The organism is Kitasatospora sp. NPDC048298 (assembly GCF_043201465.1).
Taxonomy (GTDB): Bacteria; Actinomycetota; Actinomycetes; order Streptomycetales; family Streptomycetaceae; genus Kitasatospora.
In genome coordinates, this window is the sequence record NZ_JBICYZ010000122.1 from 1 (window position 1) to 17,141 (window position 17,141).

The 17,141-nt window shown below is 74.0% G+C and carries 25 protein-coding genes; 17 read left to right on the forward strand and 8 right to left on the reverse strand.

Annotation, left to right across the window (positions count from 1 at the left end; translation table 11 throughout):
* The first annotated feature begins 251 nt into the window (after positions 1–251).
* The 8 genes from mobC to ACGF0D_RS43025 all read left to right on the forward strand — a co-directional run bounded on the left by mobC (position 252) and on the right by ACGF0D_RS43025 (position 6,550).
* Complete coding sequence (gene mobC, locus ACGF0D_RS42990) at positions 252–701, forward strand: plasmid mobilization relaxosome protein MobC (RefSeq protein WP_392925846.1); 450 nt, start codon at positions 252–254, stop codon at positions 699–701.
* Entirely contained in the window at positions 698–2,446 is a 1,749-nt protein-coding gene (locus tag ACGF0D_RS42995; RefSeq protein WP_392925848.1) for a relaxase/mobilization nuclease domain-containing protein, read from the forward strand. Before mobC ends, ACGF0D_RS42995 begins: the two co-directional genes overlap by 4 nt.
* Before the next feature lie 414 nt (positions 2,447–2,860).
* The gene (locus ACGF0D_RS43000; RefSeq protein ID WP_392925850.1) at positions 2,861–3,553 is read left to right on the forward strand and encodes a hypothetical protein; all 693 of its coding nucleotides are present in this window, start codon (positions 2,861–2,863) and stop codon (positions 3,551–3,553) included.
* Positions 3,550–3,912: a hypothetical protein gene (locus tag ACGF0D_RS43005; protein ID WP_392925852.1), complete on the forward strand. Its 363-nt coding sequence runs from the start codon at positions 3,550–3,552 to the stop codon at positions 3,910–3,912. Before ACGF0D_RS43000 ends, ACGF0D_RS43005 begins: the two co-directional genes overlap by 4 nt.
* Positions 3,913–3,978: 66 nt before the next feature.
* Positions 3,979–4,617 carry a hypothetical protein gene (locus tag ACGF0D_RS43010; RefSeq protein WP_392925854.1) on the forward strand — a complete coding sequence of 213 codons (639 nt, stop codon included), beginning with the start codon at positions 3,979–3,981 and terminating at the stop codon, positions 4,615–4,617.
* A complete protein-coding gene (locus ACGF0D_RS43015; protein ID WP_392925856.1) occupies positions 4,614–5,195 on the forward strand; it encodes a hypothetical protein in 582 nt (193 codons plus the stop codon). The genes ACGF0D_RS43010 and ACGF0D_RS43015 overlap by 4 nt, the downstream gene beginning before the upstream one ends.
* A 104-nt stretch (positions 5,196–5,299) precedes the next feature.
* Positions 5,300–5,764, forward strand: a complete 465-nt coding sequence (locus ACGF0D_RS43020; protein WP_392925858.1) for a hypothetical protein — start codon at positions 5,300–5,302, stop codon at positions 5,762–5,764.
* A gap of 423 nt (positions 5,765–6,187) precedes the next feature.
* A complete protein-coding gene (locus tag ACGF0D_RS43025; protein WP_392925859.1) occupies positions 6,188–6,550 on the forward strand; it encodes a hypothetical protein in 363 nt (120 codons plus the stop codon).
* A gap of 12 nt (positions 6,551–6,562) precedes the next feature.
* Here ACGF0D_RS43025 and ACGF0D_RS43030 read toward each other — a convergent pair whose 3' ends face one another.
* The gene (locus ACGF0D_RS43030; protein ID WP_392925861.1) at positions 6,563–6,745 is read right to left on the reverse strand and encodes a hypothetical protein; all 183 of its coding nucleotides are present in this window, start codon (positions 6,743–6,745) and stop codon (positions 6,563–6,565) included.
* Between the two features lie 243 nt (positions 6,746–6,988).
* Here ACGF0D_RS43030 and ACGF0D_RS43035 point away from each other — a divergent pair, with 243 nt between their 5' ends.
* Entirely contained in the window at positions 6,989–7,201 is a 213-nt protein-coding gene (locus tag ACGF0D_RS43035; RefSeq protein ID WP_392925862.1) for a hypothetical protein, read from the forward strand.
* 74 nt (positions 7,202–7,275) lie between these two features.
* Entirely contained in the window at positions 7,276–7,656 is a 381-nt protein-coding gene (locus ACGF0D_RS43040) for a hypothetical protein (RefSeq protein WP_392925863.1), read from the forward strand.
* 503 nt (positions 7,657–8,159) lie between these two features.
* Here the strand turns inward: ACGF0D_RS43040 and ACGF0D_RS43045 are convergent.
* The 7 genes from ACGF0D_RS43045 to ACGF0D_RS43075 form a co-directional block, all read right to left on the reverse strand.
* Positions 8,160–8,396 (reverse strand): hypothetical protein, encoded by a 237-nt coding sequence (locus ACGF0D_RS43045; RefSeq protein ID WP_392925865.1) that lies wholly within the window; start codon positions 8,394–8,396, stop codon positions 8,160–8,162.
* A 231-nt stretch (positions 8,397–8,627) separates the two neighbouring features.
* Entirely contained in the window at positions 8,628–9,494 is an 867-nt protein-coding gene (locus ACGF0D_RS43050) for a hypothetical protein (RefSeq protein ID WP_392925867.1), read from the reverse strand.
* A complete protein-coding gene (locus tag ACGF0D_RS43055) occupies positions 9,494–9,904 on the reverse strand; it encodes a hypothetical protein (protein WP_392925869.1) in 411 nt (136 codons plus the stop codon). Before ACGF0D_RS43055 ends, ACGF0D_RS43050 begins: the two co-directional genes overlap by 1 nt.
* Before the next feature lie 18 nt (positions 9,905–9,922).
* On the reverse strand, positions 9,923–10,786 hold the full coding sequence (locus ACGF0D_RS43060) for a hypothetical protein (protein WP_392925871.1): 864 nt from the start codon (positions 10,784–10,786) through the stop codon (positions 9,923–9,925).
* A complete protein-coding gene (locus ACGF0D_RS43065; RefSeq protein ID WP_392925872.1) occupies positions 10,783–10,962 on the reverse strand; it encodes a hypothetical protein in 180 nt (59 codons plus the stop codon). The genes ACGF0D_RS43060 and ACGF0D_RS43065 overlap by 4 nt, the downstream gene beginning before the upstream one ends.
* Complete coding sequence (locus ACGF0D_RS43070) at positions 10,947–11,117, reverse strand: hypothetical protein (RefSeq protein ID WP_392925874.1); 171 nt, start codon at positions 11,115–11,117, stop codon at positions 10,947–10,949. Before ACGF0D_RS43070 ends, ACGF0D_RS43065 begins: the two co-directional genes overlap by 16 nt.
* Entirely contained in the window at positions 11,117–11,350 is a 234-nt protein-coding gene (locus ACGF0D_RS43075; protein ID WP_392925877.1) for a hypothetical protein, read from the reverse strand. The genes ACGF0D_RS43070 and ACGF0D_RS43075 overlap by 1 nt, the downstream gene beginning before the upstream one ends.
* Before the next feature lie 383 nt (positions 11,351–11,733).
* Between ACGF0D_RS43075 and ACGF0D_RS43080 the strand changes: the two genes are divergently transcribed.
* The 7 genes from ACGF0D_RS43080 to ACGF0D_RS43110 all read left to right on the forward strand — a co-directional run bounded on the left by ACGF0D_RS43080 (position 11,734) and on the right by ACGF0D_RS43110 (position 16,993).
* On the forward strand, positions 11,734–12,483 hold the full coding sequence (locus ACGF0D_RS43080) for a GntR family transcriptional regulator (RefSeq protein ID WP_392925879.1): 750 nt from the start codon (positions 11,734–11,736) through the stop codon (positions 12,481–12,483).
* Positions 12,484–12,514: 31 nt separating this feature from the next.
* Positions 12,515–13,072 (forward strand): UTRA domain-containing protein, encoded by a 558-nt coding sequence (locus tag ACGF0D_RS43085; RefSeq protein WP_392925881.1) that lies wholly within the window; start codon positions 12,515–12,517, stop codon positions 13,070–13,072.
* Positions 13,073–13,147: 75 nt separating this feature from the next.
* Positions 13,148–14,266 carry a DUF2637 domain-containing protein gene (locus ACGF0D_RS43090; RefSeq protein WP_392925883.1) on the forward strand — a complete coding sequence of 373 codons (1,119 nt, stop codon included), beginning with the start codon at positions 13,148–13,150 and terminating at the stop codon, positions 14,264–14,266.
* On the forward strand, positions 14,263–14,427 hold the full coding sequence (locus ACGF0D_RS43095; RefSeq protein WP_392925885.1) for a hypothetical protein: 165 nt from the start codon (positions 14,263–14,265) through the stop codon (positions 14,425–14,427). The genes ACGF0D_RS43090 and ACGF0D_RS43095 overlap by 4 nt, the downstream gene beginning before the upstream one ends.
* Entirely contained in the window at positions 14,427–14,558 is a 132-nt protein-coding gene (locus ACGF0D_RS43100; RefSeq protein ID WP_392925887.1) for a hypothetical protein, read from the forward strand. The genes ACGF0D_RS43095 and ACGF0D_RS43100 overlap by 1 nt, the downstream gene beginning before the upstream one ends.
* A gap of 373 nt (positions 14,559–14,931) precedes the next feature.
* The gene (locus ACGF0D_RS43105; RefSeq protein WP_392925889.1) at positions 14,932–16,704 is read left to right on the forward strand and encodes a hypothetical protein; all 1,773 of its coding nucleotides are present in this window, start codon (positions 14,932–14,934) and stop codon (positions 16,702–16,704) included.
* 82 nt (positions 16,705–16,786) lie between these two features.
* Positions 16,787–16,993 (forward strand): hypothetical protein, encoded by a 207-nt coding sequence (locus ACGF0D_RS43110; RefSeq protein ID WP_392925891.1) that lies wholly within the window; start codon positions 16,787–16,789, stop codon positions 16,991–16,993.
* The last annotated feature ends 148 nt before the right edge of the window (positions 16,994–17,141 follow it).

The following is a 17,141-nucleotide window of genomic DNA, read 5'->3' on the forward strand; positions in this document are numbered from 1 at the left end:
CCGCGGGGGGGCCGCGGCGGGCGGCCCCCGGGCGCCCCCCCCCCCCCCCCCCCCCCCCCCCCCCCCGACTCGGGAGCCAGGTAGGGATCTGCGCTTCGCTTGATCCACCTGGCCCCTGGCTCGCTACGCTTCGCCGAGGGGAGGACCGGCCCGAGGGGGCCGGTCGGCCCGCCGCCCGAGGGGCGTCGTGCCCGCCTGTCCGCGCCTTGGCGGCGCGTTCTGGCGACCCGCGAGCGGAAGGGCTGGGGCCGGTGGCGAAAGGCGGGCAGGGGCGGCTGACGGCGGCCGGGAAGCGCGGCCACACCGTGTCGATCCGGCTGACGCCGCAGGAGCTGGAGCGCTGGCACGAGGCCCGCCGGCGGACCCAGCGCAAGGAGCTCGGCGCGTGGGCGCGGGCGGTGGTCGAGGAGCAGATCCACGGGCACCCGGGTATCCCCGGCGACGTCGCCCAGGTCCCGCCCGTCAACCACGCCGCGTACCTGGAGCTCGCTCGTTTGGGTAACAACCTGAACCAGCTCACCCGGCTGGCGAACGGCGGCGAGCTGCCCCGGGACCTGCTGCCGAAGCTGGTGGCCACGATCGAGGCGGTCGGCAACGCCGCCCTGGTGGTGCGCGGGCTGCGCCCGATCGGCGCGGAGCAGTGGGACGACGACGACCAGGCCGACGAGGTCGAGGTCGAGGAGTGGATCGATCCGGCGTGATCGGCAACATCACCACGGGCCGCCGCGCGGGCGGCGCGATCCGGTACGACTTCGGCCCCGGCCGCCGCGACGAACACCTCGACCCGCACTTCGTCGCCGGGACGGTGCCCGGCACGCCGCAGCAGGTGGCGAGGCTGATCGACCACCACACCCGCCAGCGCTCGGACGTCAAGAAGCCGATCTGGCGGGTCTCGCTGAGCGTGCCGGACGAGGACGGCGTCCTGGACGACCGGGTGTGGGCGGCGATCGCCGAGAAGTACGTCGCCCGCATGGGGTTCGGCGACTGCCCGTGGGTGGCCGCGCGCCACGGCCACGACCACGTGCACATCACGGTCAGCCGCCTGACCTGGGACGGGCGGCTGGTCGACAACGGCCGGGACTGGCTGCGCAACCGCACCGTGCTGGACGCCATCGAGGCGGAGCACGGCCTGGTGCGCGCCGCCGACCGGTACAAGGAGACCGGCCCCGGGGTCCGGTCGGGCAACGAGCTGGCCGCCTCCCAGCGCCGGGGCGTCGCGCTGCCGGAGCGCGAGCAGATCCGGGTCCTCGCCCAGCAGGCCAGGGATGCCGCCGCGGGCCTCGGCCGCGCCCGGTTCGAGGCCGAGCTGCTCGCCCGGGGCGTGGACTTCCGCGCCAACGAGTCGCCCACCACCGGCCGGATGAACGGCTACTCGCTGTCGATCGCGGCCTGGCTCGACAGCGACGGCGTGCAGATCTGGGTGCCCGCGTCGAAGGCCGGCCGAGACCTCGCCTGGGGCAAGCTCGCCCCGGTGCTGGAGCCCAAGACCGTCGCCCCGGAGGCAACCGGGCCGGACCTGGCCGCGCTGCGCCTGGCCGAGGCCCGCGAGCGCGCCGTCGACCCGCGCACCGACGTGGTGCGCACCCTGCGCACCACCCCGGCCGGGACGGTACCCGACCTGGTCAGCGCGCTGCGCACCCTGCGCACCACCCTGGACACCCGGGAGAGCACCCTCGCCGCCGAGACGGCCACCGCGATGCGCCTGGACGGCCTGGTCTCCGGCGTCGGCATGGGCCCGCGCCGCGGTGAGCTCCACCGCCGGCGGATCGGGCTGCAGGCCGCAGTCGGCGCCGAGGCCGAGGCGGACGGGCACGCCACGGCCGCCGGGCAGCACCGCCAGGAGGCCGCCGTCGCCCGCCAGGTCGAGGCGGAGGCGAAGGCCGCCACCTCCTCGCGCTGGCCGCGCAAGGCGAAGAAGGCAGCCGACGCGGCAGCCACCGCCGCCGCGCTGGCGACCCGTGCGGAGGCCGAGGCCGCCCGGCTGGGAGCGCTGGCCGCCCGGGCGCTGGAGCGGGCCTCAGAGGCCGCCCCGGGCGTGCGGGGCCGGTACGACGAGGCGCTGGCCGCGCTGGAGAGCGGCTGGCAGCAGCAGGAGCGGGCGGCGATCGCCGAGGACGCCCGGGGCGCCCGGCTCCAGCAGATCGACCACCAGCCGCCGCTCCAGGCCGCCCGGGTGGCCGTCGCCGAGGCCCGGCGCGGTGTCGAGCAGCTGCTCGCCGAGCAGACCCGCCGCGCCGCGCTGCCGCCCGAGCGGCTCCAGCTGGAGGACCAGGTCCGCGCCGACCTCGCCCGCGAGGTGACCGCCCGCGCCGCCCGGGCGGGCAGCACCACGGGCAAGCCGAGGCCGAAGAAGGCCGCACCGAAGAAGGCCGCCGCCGCCGAGCAGGCCGAGCACCTGCGCAGGCAGCAGGCCCGGCGGCCGAGGCCGGACACGCCGGGCCGGTAGCCGTGGAGCACACCCGGGTGCGCACCAGCCGTGACCAGCACCGGAACCGGTGCGCATCCCCCGACCGGCGACCCGGCGCCGAGCCGACCGCCCGCCGAACCCGACCGCAGCCACCGCCACAGCCAGCAGCACCGCCCAGAGAGGGTTGTCGGATTTTCCGGCCCCCGGCACCAATGCTCTGACCTGCGCCGACACCGGCCCGGCCCGGCGGCCGGGGTGCCGACGTCAGGAGCCACGCCAGGAGCTGCGCCGGGAGTCACGGCAGGAGTCGGGGGAGGGGGGCGCACGCGAGCCCGCCGCGCCCCCAGCGAACCCCCGCGCGCTCTAGAACCCGTTACGTAACGGGTTCTAGGATGGGGCCGAGCCCGGGACACCCCGTCGCGGCGCTCCCGAACCGTGCGGAGAGGGGCCCCGATGCCCAAGACCAACCTGCTGTTGCCCGCCGAGCCCGACATCCTCGGCGACCTCTACGCGCTGGAGGAGCCGCTGCTCCTCCAGCTGCGCCCGGCGCCGGACGAGGACGGCGAGCCGTGGTCGCCGCTGCCGGACACCCTCGACGGTGAGGTGCTGTACGAGGCGTACCACCGGGTGCTGGACGCGCTGTCGGTGGGCACGGCCGACGTCGTCTACGGCCGGGCCGACCTGGTGCCCGGCGTGCCGATGCTGGTCGGCGCGGACGGCCGGGAGCTGGTGCAGCTGCTCGACGTCCAGGTCGAGGGGCAGGACCTCATCCGGCTGAGCTGGCTGCGCGACGAGCTGGCCCGCGCCGACGACGACCTCGCCGTGCTGCTGGACGACCTCGCCGAGGACCGGCACGCCCCGTGGTGGACGGGGACGACGTGGGCGGGGGGGACTGCTGGTGGGGCCGTCGCCGCCTGGGCCCGCCGCGCGCTCGCCCCGGTGCTCCACCGCGGCGTCACGCGGGAGGAGGCGAGCGACAAGGCCGAGCTGCTCGCCATCGTCCGGGCCGGGGCGGGCCGCGAGCGGATCGAGCTGACCGAGGCGCAGGAGGAGGTGTACGGCCGGTACATGGTGGCGCTGATCCGGGCCACCGCCGCCGGCCGCACCAGCGCCGACCTCACGGCCTTCGCCACGGGCCTGCGGTGACGGAGGAGACCGAGCAGCAGCCTGCGGCCACGCCGAAGCCGAAGTCGAAGAAGGCCGCCACGCTGCGCGTCTGCGTGTGGTGTGGCACGCCGTTCGTCCCGGCGAACAAGAGGGGGCCCGCGCCGAAGTACTGCAAGGGCGGTTGCCGGGTGCGGGCCCACGAGGAGCGGGTCCGGCAGCGGGAGATCACGACGATCAACGAGCGCCACGAACAGCAGCTCCACCGCATCTTCGACAGCTTGGGCAAGACGACCTCGGCGAAGGCCCGCAAGGCCGCCGAGGAGCCGGTCGAGGAGTCGGCCGCCGAGCAGGCCGGGCCGGGCGAGCAGATCCAGGGCCAGGAAGAACTGACGTGGTAGTGGGTGCGCACCTGGGTGCGCACCTGCTCTGACCAGCAGAATCACCGACGAAGGGGAGACCGGACGATGACGACCACGCCGCGAATCGAGAGCTGGGAGCAGGGCGGCCCGAGGGTGCCGGCCTGGACCGGCGACCGCCACAACGACGTGAACCCGGTGTGCGGCCACCACCTGCGCGGCCAGTGCGCCGGCTGCGGGTCGTGCACCTCGTGTGACGGCTGCTACTGCGGCGGGAACGACGGCTGGACGGCCGACGACGACCGCCAGCAGCAGACGCACCAGACGTGGCACGACGCCCACTCCGAGGGCTGCCCGGACTGCGAGCACGAGCGCGAGCAGTCCGCCGGGTACACCCGCTGCGCGAAGTGCCAACTGGCCTTCCCGGAGGGCCGGTTCAGCATGCTGCGCCACGGCTGGGCCTGCTCCCCGCTGCCGGTGATCGCCGCCGACGAGTTCAACTGGCCCGAGCTGTACGGGAAGAAGGTGCGGTTCAAGGGCCGGGAGTACGGTCCGCAGGGCCCGACCGGGGGCTACTACTGGGTGACCGGCACGGTGGTCGGCCCGTACCCGGACAACGGGCGCGGGGACGACTCGCTGTGGCCGGTGCTGGAGCTGGAGCGCTCCGACGCCGGGTACCAGGGCCGCACGCCCATCGCGCCCCGGGAGTGGCTGGCCATCGAGGTCGTCGAGGAGGAGGGCCGGTGAGCGCCGCCGACTTCCGCCGGGTTCAGCCGGCTTTCCAGGCGCTGCGCCCCAGCACGGTGCGCCGGATCGGCATCGAGGCCGAGGAGCGGCTGCTCCCGGCGATGGTGACGCAGGACCCGGCCCCGCTCGCCTCGGCGGCCTGGCAGATGGCGATCGCCTTCCGCTCGATCGGGGACCTGATGGAGGCGGAGGGCGGCGACCACGAGGCGCTGGCGGTCATCGGCGAGGACGTCGCCGACCGGCTGCTCACCGCGCTGGAGGAGGTCCACCGGCACGTGGGCCGCAGGGTCCCGGCCGAAAAGCTGGCGAAGCGGACCTTCGAGCGGTTCGGCGCCCGAGTCGAGACCGGCCAGGCCGCCATCGGCGCGGCCACCGTCGAGGTGGTGCTGCCGGAGGGTGAGTTGGCCGCGACGGTCCACGTGGGCCAGGAGCGGCCCGACGCCCCGGTGCAGATCCGCGGGGACGTGACGGCGGGCCAGCTCGACGGCACCGCCCACCTCGGCGTCCTGGCCGCGCTGTCCAGCCTCGCCGAGGCGCTCACGCCGTACCTCTCGGAGTCGGCCGCCCGGCCGCTCTGACCCCTGCACACCAAGGTGCGCACCCCGGTGCGCACCTGCCATGACCAGCACGTTCACCACCACGGCGGAGCCAATCCGGGCTCCGCCCCATCGGAGGGATCATCGTGACCGGCATCTACTTCAACGACCCGAGCTTCCCGCACCAGCCGTACGCCGACGCCGTCCAGTCCGCCTTCGAGGCCGCCGGGATGGGGGCGGTCGAGTACTACACCCACGACACCGAGCGCGGCCTCGGGATCTCCTACCTGTGGCGGCCGTCCGCCGCGAAGGAGGGCGGCACCTCGCTCCAGCCGGCCGAGGGCACCTACCTGGGCCACGGCGTGATGCTGCTCTGGACCGAGGAGCAGGGCTGGGGCTTCAACGCGCTGGACGCTGAGTCGGACCCGGCCTGGGACAGCGAGGACCCGGTGCCGGTCGCCAAGTTCGCCGACCTGGACGACCTGGTGGAGTTCGCGCGGCTGCTGCTGGCCGGTGAGCCGGACGACGCCTCGGCCTCGGAGCGCGAGTGGCAGCACGCCGATGCCCTCCGTGCCGCGCTGCGCGACCGCGCGGGGCGTGTCTCGCGCTGACCGGCCTGACCCTGCTGCCCGCCCTCGACCGGGGGCGGGCAGCGCCGTTCCCAGGGGCTGCTGCCCGGGGTACCAGGGCCGCTTGCCGCGCCCTGGACCCAGGCCACGGTCGGCGCCCTCCAGCGCGGTCGGCGTGCGTTCGGGGCGGGGCCCGTTCGCGCTGGACGGCACCGCCCACGTCACGGCCGGGGCTGGCCTTCGTCGCGGGGCGGAGGCGGTGTCACGTGACGGTCGGCGCGAGCGTCACGGTGACGGTCGGCAGGCGCGGACGGGCTCAACGCAGGCCCTGGACAAGGGGGGTCGGTCGAGTGTCATGGTGACGGTCTGCGCGGCTGTCACCGTGACACTGGGCCGACCGTCACCGTGACGGCTGGTGCCGTGCGCCTCCGGGCCGGGCGGGGGTCGGGCTGGCAGCCTGGCTGGATGGACGAGACGACGCAGGCCGGGCAGGTCGAGCGGACGTGCCCGGGGTGCAGGAGGGCGTTCACCGCGCCCTCGGCGAGCCGCCGTCAGCACTGCCGCCGCAGCTGCCGACAGCGGGCGTACGAGGCCCGGCAACTCGACGCCGCGCTCGCCCAGGCCGCCGCCGACGCGCGGGGTCGGACCGCGCCGAGACCGACTCCACCACCGCCACCGGCACCGCCGGCGGTGCCGGAGCCCGCCGCCGTTCTCGTGCCCGCCGGACGGCCGCTGCGCCGTCAGCCGGCGGTCCAGATCACGTTCTCCGGAGTCGGCGGCGTGCAGGCCCGGGCCACGGCACCGAACAGCAAAAAGGCCGCCCAGTAGGCGGCCGGGGGGTCACGGTGCTCGATCCGGGCGCCGACAACTTCCCTGTGGACCCTCTGCGGCGGCGATCCGGTCGAGGGAAGCGATCACCTGGGCGCCGTCCGGCGTGTCCAGCACGGCGTCGACCAGCCGCACCAGCAGCGGGTCGAGCGGGGTCTCCAGCAGCTCAGCGGCGAGCCGGTCGACGTAGTCCATGCCGCCGATGATGGGCGCCGAGGACCGGTCCGCACGGTGGCCACGCCGAAGGTCGGCGGACCATGCCACCAACGTTGGTGAGCGCCCGTTCACCAACGTTGGTGGCAGGGTCCCCACGCCTGCGCGGACCATGATCAGAACCATCTGCGAGAGGTGTCTGGTCCCCGGTCGGGTCGTGATGCATAGGAGTGGGTGGTCGGTCGGCGGCCTTGATCATCTCGGAGTGCATGAGGTGTGAGCGACTTGGGTGGGGTCGATCCGTGCCTCTGGGCGAGGCTGGTGCCGGAGGCCCCGCCGGCGCGGCGCCAGCACCGCAAGCCGCGGCCGGAGGAGCTGCCGCCGCCCGTGGTCGAGGCCCGGGTGCTGGCGGAGGAACTCGAGGATCGGGAGCCCACGCCGGTCGTCTCGCTGAGCGGCTACCGGCTGCGGCGTGGTCGCGGACGGCTCGCCCCGTAATCGGGGTGGGGGAGGGCGGTGGGTGTCACCCGAAGTCGCCGCCGCGCCCCTCGGCGGCCCGCTACGGTCGGCGCATGACTGATGCCCCCGTGTACATCCTGATCCACCCTGACGGCCGCGCCGAGTGGGGCGACCGGATCTCCGTCGCCGAGAAGGCGATGGGCTCGTACGGCGTCGGCCGGGGCTGGCTCACCGACGCCTCGCTCGGCCTGCGGCTGACCATGTCGGACTGCGCGGCGATCATGCCGGAGGTGTTCCCGGCGAACCCGTACGCGGCCTCCGTGCTGGCCCACGTCGCGGGGCTCCCGGCCGGGGAGCTGCCCGTGACGCGCGGCCCGGTGGCGCTGTGGGCCTACGACCCGCGCAACGAGTGGGACAGCACCAGGGCGTTCACGGACTCCGAGCGGGCCCTCGTCGAGGTGGCGCTGACCGCCGCCGGGTGTTCAGCCGGCTGACTTCGCCGAGGACGACCAGGCCGGGGCCGTCCGGGGGGTCGTGGTGACGACCCCCCGGCGTCGCCGGGAAGGCCGGCCATCGTCCTTCGCCACAGGGTCGGGGCTCGCGGAGCTCCCCCGGTGGACGGCTCGCGGTGGTGGCCAGCTCCCGGCCGGGCCCGAACGACTCGGCCGCCGCCGAGGCGGCCGACCCGGGCGGAAGTTCTGGCCGTGGAGCTTGCGGAACGGGCAGAAGTTCTGGCCGGGCTTGGTCGGGCGGGTCCGGCCGGGGGATGGCAGGGTTCGGAGGCGTCCGCCGGGGGAGCTCCGCGTCCCGGCCCGCACCACCCGCCCACGGTCAGCGCCCAAGATCACCGAGCCCCCTCCCTCGGGGAGGCTCGGCCCGCCGGAGGCGCCGTGAGGCGAGCCGGAGCACCCTCCGGCGGGCAGGGGAGGGGGCAGGGGCGAAACCGGGGCGAACCGGACCCGACTTTCCGAACCCGTTACGTAACGGGTTTGTGGGTTCAGCCCCGGATGCCGAGGAGGTAGAGCACCACCAGGGCGATCACCACGAGCAGCCACGGGCGGCCGAGGAGGCCGTCGAGGAAGTCCGGCCCGTCCTCCCCGGGCATGATCACCGGCTCGGCGGCGCGGAGGTGGACGCGGCGGTGGTGGTCGCTGCGGGCGGTCTCGACCGCGCCGGGGGAGGAGCAGGGGACGGTGGTCCCGCAGACCTTGCACCGGTACTCGTACAGCTCCACGCGCTCCCCCTCGACCCCTCTCGGGAGGGGTGTAGTCGACCCCTGTAGTCGGGGCTGTAGTCGAGCCCCGTAGTCGGTAGTTACGCAGGTCAGCGCAGGTCTGTAGTCGAGGCCGGCGGGGCCTTGGCCGCTCCCGGGGGAGGGGCCCGAGAAGGGGCCCTCCGAGCATGGCAGAGGCCCCGCCCGGCGGGTGCCGAACGGGGCCTTCTGGAGGGTGCGGGGAGGGGGCGGTCAGGCCGCCTCGACCGGGGTGCGGTCGACGGCCGCCTGGGGAGGCAGTGCGGGCACCCGGCCGAGGGTGGCGTGGAGGTACTCGACCGTCCACCCGGGGGAGGTCTTCCGGGAGGCCCCGGAGCCGACCCCCACCGAGGGCTTCGGCTTCATCCCGGCGGCCCGCACCGCGGCCCCGAATTCGCGGGTGTCGTAGCCCTCGAACTGGCGGTGCCGCTGGAGGGCGGTGAGCACCTCGCCGATGAGCACGTTGCCCGCCCCGCCGTCCTTGGTGGCCCGGATCGCGACCATGTGCTCGATCGTGGCCACCAGCTCCGGCGCGGTGAGCGGGCGGGGAGCGGGCTTGGCGACCGGCTCCTGGTCGTCCTCGACGTCGTCCGGCTCCTCGCCGCGGTCGACGTCCTCGACGGCCTGGTCCTCGACCTCGGGGACGGAGGAGGGGGAGTGGGCCATCGCGCCGATGGTCCAGGCGACCAGGACCAGCACCAGCACCCACCGCAGGAGCGAGCCGAACACGGCGAGCACGAACACGGCGATCACGACGCCGAACACCACGGCGTCGGCGGTCTTGCCGCGCCGGGCCTTGCGGTGGGCCAGCTCGGCGGCGAGCCGCTGCGGCTCGTCCAGCTTCTGCCACTCCCCCTGGAGCGCCTGGAGCTCCAGCTCCTTGAGCCGGGCGGCCTTCTCGCGGGTGTCCGCGCCGAGGCCGCTCAGGCGCCGGGTCAGCACCGGGGAGCCGTCGAGGACGGCCTTCACCGGCACCATGGCGGCCTTCACGGCCGCGCCGAGGGCGGCCCACACCTTCGCCGCCACGGCGGCCTTCTCCTGGTCCTGCTCGTCCAGCAGCTCGTCGTGGTCGTCGTGCATCAGGCACCGACCAGCGAGCGCAGGATGTTGCCGAAGATCGAGGGCACGATGGCCCAGACGCCGCCGGCCGCGAGGAACGCGCCGGGCGAGATGAGGCCGCAGACGATGTCCTTCCACGGCTTGGCGCTCAGGCCGAACCCGGCCCAGAGCATCAGGGCCGCCGTCGCGCCGAGGCCCCAGCCGCCCATGCTGGTCTGCATCGACTTGCTCAGGGTGTCGCCCACGGTGCCGACCTGGGCGAACGCGCTCGCGGTGCCGGTGACCAGCAGCCCGACGCCGAAGCTCGCGTAGATGATGTTGTCCTGCTTGATCCGCAGGCGGCCCGCGCCACGGGCGCCGCTGACCAGGAAGAGCATCCCGACGCAGGCCGAGCCGTTGACGCCGAGGGCGAGAAGTCCACCGTTGTCCATGATCGTTCTCCAGTCAGCTTAGAAGTGCGGGAAGAGGGAGCCGGGGGTGTAGGTCAGGAGGGCGGTCAGCGCGGAGGCGACCGGCACGCGGGTGACGACCAGCAGCGGGATGCGGACCCTGCCGCGCACCTCGGTGACCGAGACGGCCCCGCCCTGGCGGGTCGCGCCGCCGCGCAGGTACCAGTCGACGGCGTAGCCCAGGCCGGTCAGGAAGAGGCCGGCGCCGACGCCCATCACGGGGTCGCTGCTGCTGCGGATCACGGCGCCGCAGATCTGCACCAGGCCGGAGTGGAAGCCGAGCGCGGCCGAGGCCGCGGTCAGCAGGAGCCAGCGGTTGAACCGCTTGGCACGGAGCGCGGAGTCGAACAGCTCGCGGCCGATCTGGCGCCGGCGGGCCCGGGTCTGCCGGGCGTGCTTCTCGCGCTTGTGCCGCTCGGTCTTCTGGCGCTGGGTCTCCCCGGCGCGGGCGAACGCGGCGTCGCGCTCGGCCTGGAGGCGCTCGGCGCGCTCCTTGTTGGTCTCGGAGAGGATCAGCGCGATCCGGTCGGCGACGCGGTGGGTGGCGTCCGGCTCGGCGTCGGGCTGCTCCCAGCCGGTGACCGGCGGCAGGACCGGGTCGTCGGTCAGGTGGGCGTCGGGGCCCATCGCCTGGTGCCAGTCCTGGGCGATCTTGCGGGCGGGGGCCCAGAACCGGCGGGCGGCCTCGTCCAGCGCGGCGGCCTGCGCGGCCTGGTGGGCCTGCGCGTCGGCGGCCTGCGCGGCCTTGGCCTCCGCCTGGGTCGGGGTGATCGGGGTCGGGATGTAGAGCGGGAGGTCGTCCGGGTCGCTGCCGCCGGGGCCGATGGCCGGCGGGTAGCTCGGGGGCGGGGGGGTCGTGGTCACCGGTTCCCCCCCTTGCCCAGCAGGAGGACGCAGTAGATGGTGAGCGCCGCGTCCCCCGCGATCAGGAGGATGCAGATCAGGTCGCCGATCATGTGAATCTCCAGGTCAGGGCGGGTGCGCACCCCGTGGTGTGCAGGGGTGCGCACCCGCTGGTGGGCGGTCAGGAGGAGCGCCACCAGGCGCGGGCGGGCGGGTTGGTCTCGACGGCGGTGCGTCGGCGCGGCGCGCGGGAGTTGATCGCGGCGTGCCCGGCGCGGTCGGCCTCGCGGATGGCGGCCGCCCGGCGCTGCTGGCCGGACCGGGTGTCGGTCTTCTTGCCGAGGCCGAACATCAGCTGCCCGCGATCTGGCCGGTGATGGTGAACGACTTGCCGTTCAGCTCGCACGAGGCGTGGAACTCGGGGGCGCCGCCCTGGCCGTCGCTGACCTGGACGGTGTGGACCCACTTCTGGTGGATGAGGGCGCGCACGGCCCCGACGCTGATCGGGTCGTCGGCGCGGTAGTTGGTCTCGTCGGTGGGGTGGATGAGGCCCAGGCCGGGCAGGTTGATCGGCTTCGTGCTCACTCCGACGCACCGCCCGTCTTGCTGGTGACGGCGTCCAGCGCGCGGCCGGCGGCGTCGGTGAAGTCCTTGGGGTTGATCGGGGGGACGGGCGGGCGGGCAGTACCGTGGGCCATGGCTGGCTCCTCGTTCACGGGGATAACTGCTGGTCAGTGGCCCCGCCCGCGATCTGTGGAAGGTGATCGGGCGGGGCTTTCGCATGCCGCAGCGAGGTCACCTTCCGGAGCCGTTCGGCCTCGGTCGGTGGTGGCGACGAGTAAGAGACTCCCGTATTCCGATATCGGAAGTCAAGCCCCGATGTCGGTATCGCGTTCCGTTGTCGGATGTGCCATGCTGTGGGCCACCACCGGCTGAGACCGGGACCGACCAGAGAGGGAGAACTCGGTGTGACCAAACAGCCGACCAAGTGGGAGAAGGCGCTCGCTGACCTGCGGCGCCTTATCGAGACCGACCACTACCCGCCGGGCACGGTCCTGCCGAGACACCCGGACCTGGCCGCCCAACTCGGGTGCAGCGAAGGCACGGTGCGCCGGGCCCTCGACACGCTCGCCCGTGAGGGCTTGGTCAAGGGCACCCCGGGCAGGGGCACCGTCGTCATGGCGCGAGTCACCAAGGTGCTGCGCACCGACGCGAACCGGGCGAAGGCCCAGACCGAGCGCGGCTTCTACGCCGACGTCCGGGATGCCGGCCTTCAGAGCCACGTCGTCACGGCCCGGGAGTACCGGCCCGCACCCGAGCACGTCGCCCAGATCCTCGGCGTGCCGGTGAGGTCCCCGTTGCTGGTCCGCGACCGCGTGCAGGGCGTCAAGGCGGAGGAAGACGGGCCGGTCACCGTGCTGCAGACCGCGTGCAGTTGGTATCTGCCGGAGATCACGGAGGCCCTGCCGATCCTCTGGGAGGAGGTCACCGGGCCCGGCGGCATGCTCGCGCGGTTCGAGGACCTCGGCCTGACGATCGAGCAGAAGGACGACATCGTGCCCGCGCTGGCCAACAAGCAGCAGTGCGAGGTGCTCGGCCTGACGGCCCCTGCGCCGGTAGCCCTCGTGACACGCACCACCCGAGACCAGGACGGTCGAGCCCTTGAGGTCACTGACCTGGTCGTCAGCGCCCGCAACGTCCTCAGCTACACCCGCTGAACCCACATCCGAACACCGAAAGGCGCGACCAGTGACCACCGACCAGAACACCACCGACACCGTCCAGCGGACGGCCGAGCACCTCGCGGCCCAGGCCGCCCAGCGCGGCTTCTACGCCGACGTCGCCGCCACCGGCCAGGCCGCCGCCGCCGAGGTCGCCATCGAGGAGCGGCCCGCGCCGGACCACGTCGCCGAGCTGCTCGGTGTCGCCTCCGGCACCCCGGTGCTGGTCCGCGACCGAGTCCAGGGCGCCGAAGGCCAGCCCCCGCTCCAGCACGCCGTGTCGTACTTCCTGCCGGCCATCGCCGAAGCGCTGCCTGTGCTGCGCGAGCCCGACACCGGGGCCGGCGGCTACCTGGCCCGGCTGGAGTCCCTCGGGCTCCAGATCGACCAGGTCGACCACATCCGCCCGGCCCTGGCGACGGCCGAGCAGCGGGCCCTGCTCCAGCTCCCCAACCCGGCCGCCGTCGACCTGATCGTCCGGGTAGACCGCGACCAGAACGGCCGCGTGGTGCACGTGATGGACCTGGTCAGGACCGATAGGAACGTCACCGTGACGGCGGTCAACCGGGTGAGCAGCGCCGCGTAGCCCACGCCCGAACAGAACAGCGGCCGACCCCGTGCAGCCGGGGTCGGCCCGCAGAGTCCACGAGGAAGAGGCCACGTGAACCGCACCATCGAGTATGACCCGAGCACCGAAGTGCACACCCCCGCGCACCCGGGTGCGCAGGAGGTTCCCACCCCGCGCACCGAGGCGCACACCGATGAGCAGATCCCCCTCACGCTGCTGATCGCGCTGATCGCCGGCGCCAGCGCCGTCGCGGCCGTCGCCATGGCCGCCAGCTCCTTCACACTCGCCGCGCTGGGCACGGCGATCGGCTGGACCCAGTGGCGCGGCTGGCTCGCCTGGGCGCTGCCGATCAGCGTCGACCTGCTCGCTGCCGTCGCCGGTGTCGCCTGGCTCGCCAAGGGCGTCCCCGAGCAGGCCCGCCGCCTCGCCCGCACGATCACCCTGGTCGCGGTTGGCACCTCGGTGCTCCTCAACGCCGTGTCGCACCTGGTGGAGTCCGGCGACGTCCACGTCGGCCCCTGGCTGCGGATCAGTGTCTCCACCGTCCCGCCGATCGTCGCCGCAGTCGGCCTGCACCTGATCGTCACCGTCGTCCGCACCAGCAGCGGCCGGCGGACCGCCCCAGCCCCCCGCCGAGGCCGCAAGCGCCGCCGGGCGGAACGTCGGGAGGCGGCCCAGGCCCCGGCCCAGGTGATGCCAGTGGTGCTGTCGAAGCCGGAGGCCCGGCCGAAGCCCGTGCCGGTCGTCCCGGCCGCGATCGAGCAGCCGCCCGCCGCCGAGGCGGAGCCGGAGGTCGTCACCGGCACCTACGCCACCGACTGGATCGCCAACGGCACCGGCACGTGGCAGCCGGACCCCTCGGTCTACGCGGCGTCCTACCCGGAGGCGGAGATCGAGGAGGACCAGGCCGCCGAGCCCGAGCAGCCCCAGCCCCCCGTCGACCGCTGGCTCAAGTCGGTCTCGGACGAGGTGCGCACCCAGGTGCACACCGACGTGCACACCAGCTCTGACCAGCCGGTCGACGCCGAGGACAGCCAGGACGAGGCCGACGACCAGGAGGAGCCGGAGACCACCGGGGAGATGACGGCCGAGCAGCGCCGCCAGATCATCCTGACGGCGATCTCCGAGGGCAAGAGCCAGCGCGCCACCGCCGCCCTCGCCTCGTGCTCGCCGACCTACGTCCGCAAGGTCATCGCCGGGGAGGCAGCATGAGCACCTGGCCGAACAAGCCGGTCTCCGAGTTCACCGACGAGGAGCTGGCCGACGCGATCGAGCAGCACCAGGCCGACACCGACCCGGTGACCCGAGACCTCGTCCGTGGCTGCACCCGGGAGTGGGAGCGCCGCCGCGGACTCGCCCCCGAGGAGGCGTGATGGTACCCAACTCCGAGCAGCACCAGGCCGACATCGACACCACGGCCGACGACTGGCCGTTCACCGAGGACCCGTGCTCCGCCACCCCGTCCTGTCCCTGTGACTGGCACGACCGACCGGTAGCGGGCTGACCAGTAGAAACGCCGCAGGGCCCGTCCCCCTGATGGGGGACGGGCCCTGACGGTCTTCTAGGTCACATCGGGCACTTTCGCGCCGTGTGCCTCACGTAGAGCTTCCGTAGGGCATGATCGAGCCCAATACGAAAGCTGGACTTAAGGGCCCTGGCAGGCCCCGCCGTCCGGCCGAACCCCCCGAACTGTCGCCACTGACTAGGCGAAACGACAGCAGAGGAACCCGACGCTGACCAGCGTAACGGGTGGAGCCCACTTCGGCGCAACACCCCACCAGACTGGTGCACACCAAGGTGCGCACCCCGCGCACCCCGTGCGCCACCAGGCCACCGGCCCAGACGTCGCTCCCGCACGCGCAGTCGAGCACCCGGCCGTGGTCGCCCCGGCGACCTTCACCGGCGAGCCCGCCCCCGCCGCCCGGCCCGAGCACGCCTCCCACCGCCACGAGGGCAGCCAGGCGCGGGCCGAGGTCCGCCCCGACCGGCTCGGCCGTCCCGGCCTGGCGGCCGTCGCCGCCGCCGAGAAGGCCGGCGGGCTGCACCTCACCCGCGAGCAGGAGGCGGAGTTCCTCGCCCGCACCGCCCGGGTGTTCGACCTGCTCAAGGCCAACGACCCGTCATATATCGCCCCAAACCCCCCGAAACGGGCAGAGACGGCACCCGGGGCGGCAGGGCACACGGTGCGTCTCGGGAAGTTGGGAAAAACCGCAACCCCCCTGGACGGCACTGGGGGCCGTTCCCGCAGGTCAGACCGGCAGGAGACGTCGCGTCAGAGGGGCGCGAAGGTCGCCGCCGAGAAGGCCCAGCGGAAGGCCGAGAACGCCCGCAGGGACCGCCTGGACGACTTCCGCGAGCAGATCCAGCCCTACACCCCCGACGAGCCGTTCCGGGCCTGCAACCGGCTGCCCGTACCCGTTGCTGCCCGTACCCGCGCCGACGTCCCGATGACCTACGACGGGAAGCGGGCCCGGTGGACCCAGCTCCGGCAGTGCAAGCGCGTCCACACCTGCCCGACCTGCGGACAGGGCATCAAGGCCCAGCGCCGCGCCGACCTGGAGAAGGCCAACGGCCAGTGGGCGGACGAGCGGCACGGCCTCGCCATGGGCACCTTCACCCTGCGCCACTACAGCCGCAGCAGCCTCAAAGACCTGATGAAGATCCAGCGTCTGGCCTGGGCATACGCCTTCGGCAGGCACGCCGGGCGGCAGTGGCAGAAGATCAAGGCCAAGTACGGGATCACCTTCGACGTCCGGGTGTGGGAGACCACCTACGGCACCTCGAACGGCTGGCACCCGCACTTCCACGTGCAGTACTTCCTCGACCAGCCGCTGACGGCCAAGCAGGCCGCCGCCCTGGAGGACGTCCTGTACGCGCGGTGGTCGGCAGGCGTCGCGAAGGCTGGCGGCTACCTGCCCAGCCGCGAACGCGGCGTCAAGCTCCTCGTGCCCAAGCCCGGCGAGGAGAGTGCGTTTGCGAAGTACATGGTCAAGGAGATGACCGGCTCCGACACCAAGACCGGCAAGAAGGGCCGGCGGACCCCGCACCAGATCGCCGAAGACTGGCTGGAGCGCATCGACGGCCTGGACGCCGAGGCCCGCAAGGCGATGCCGGCCAAGGACCGGCACGACCTCGCCCTGTGGCGCGAGTACGTCGCGGCGGCCCACGGCCAGCGCTACATGCGCTGGTCACCCGGCGCGAAGGCGTACTTCGGCATCGACACCCCGGACGACGACGAGAAGGTGAAGACCCAGGAGGAGAAGGACGCGGAGGCCGCACCCGTGGTGCTGACCGTGGCCCTCGCCGCCTGGTTCGCCGGGGTGATCAGCCGTCGCGGCAGGTCACTGGCCATGCGCAAGGCCGTGGAGACCGGCGGCACCAGCAAGGTGCAGGCCCTGCTGGTCGAGTGGAACGCGGAGGAGGTCGAGCGCTGGTCGGCCACCGAACCGGCCAAGCGCCGCCGAGGAGGACCAGTACAGCTCGTCTGGGGCCGCGACGTCTGGCTCCCTGGTGAAGAGCCCGCCCCCGACACGCCCCCGTCCAACGCCGAGCTGTCCGGCTCCGACCCCGGAGCCGACCTGCTCGCCGAGTTCCGCGCCAGAGCCAAGGCCGAGGCCGACGCGAAGCCCCAGCAGCTCGTGCTGTGCTGACCGAACACAGGTGCGCACCCTGCTGCGCACCAGCTCTGACCAGCGCACACCCAGGTGCGCACCCCGACCCGAGGAGACCCCGATGACCACCCGCCGCCCGCTCGGCCCCGGATACGACCCGGAGCACCAGGCCGTCGCCGACGTCCCGCGCCGCCGAGGCCGGACCGTCGCCGAGCAGGCCGCGCTCGCCCCCGCCGATCCGCCGGCGGTCCCGGCCGCCGCGACGCCGACCAGCCGCCGCCCGCTCGCCCTGCGGACGCCGGAGGACCAGGCGCCGTCAGCCGGCTGACGGAAGGTGGCCGCTCCCTCCGGCGCGAGCGCCGGAGCCCGGGGCCGAGGGCCCCGGGCGCGACGGCCGGTGACGTGCGATCAGGCATCAGCCCTGGTGAGGCCCGAGTCGTCGGCAGGGCAGGGCGTTGGCCGCCCTGCCCTGCCGA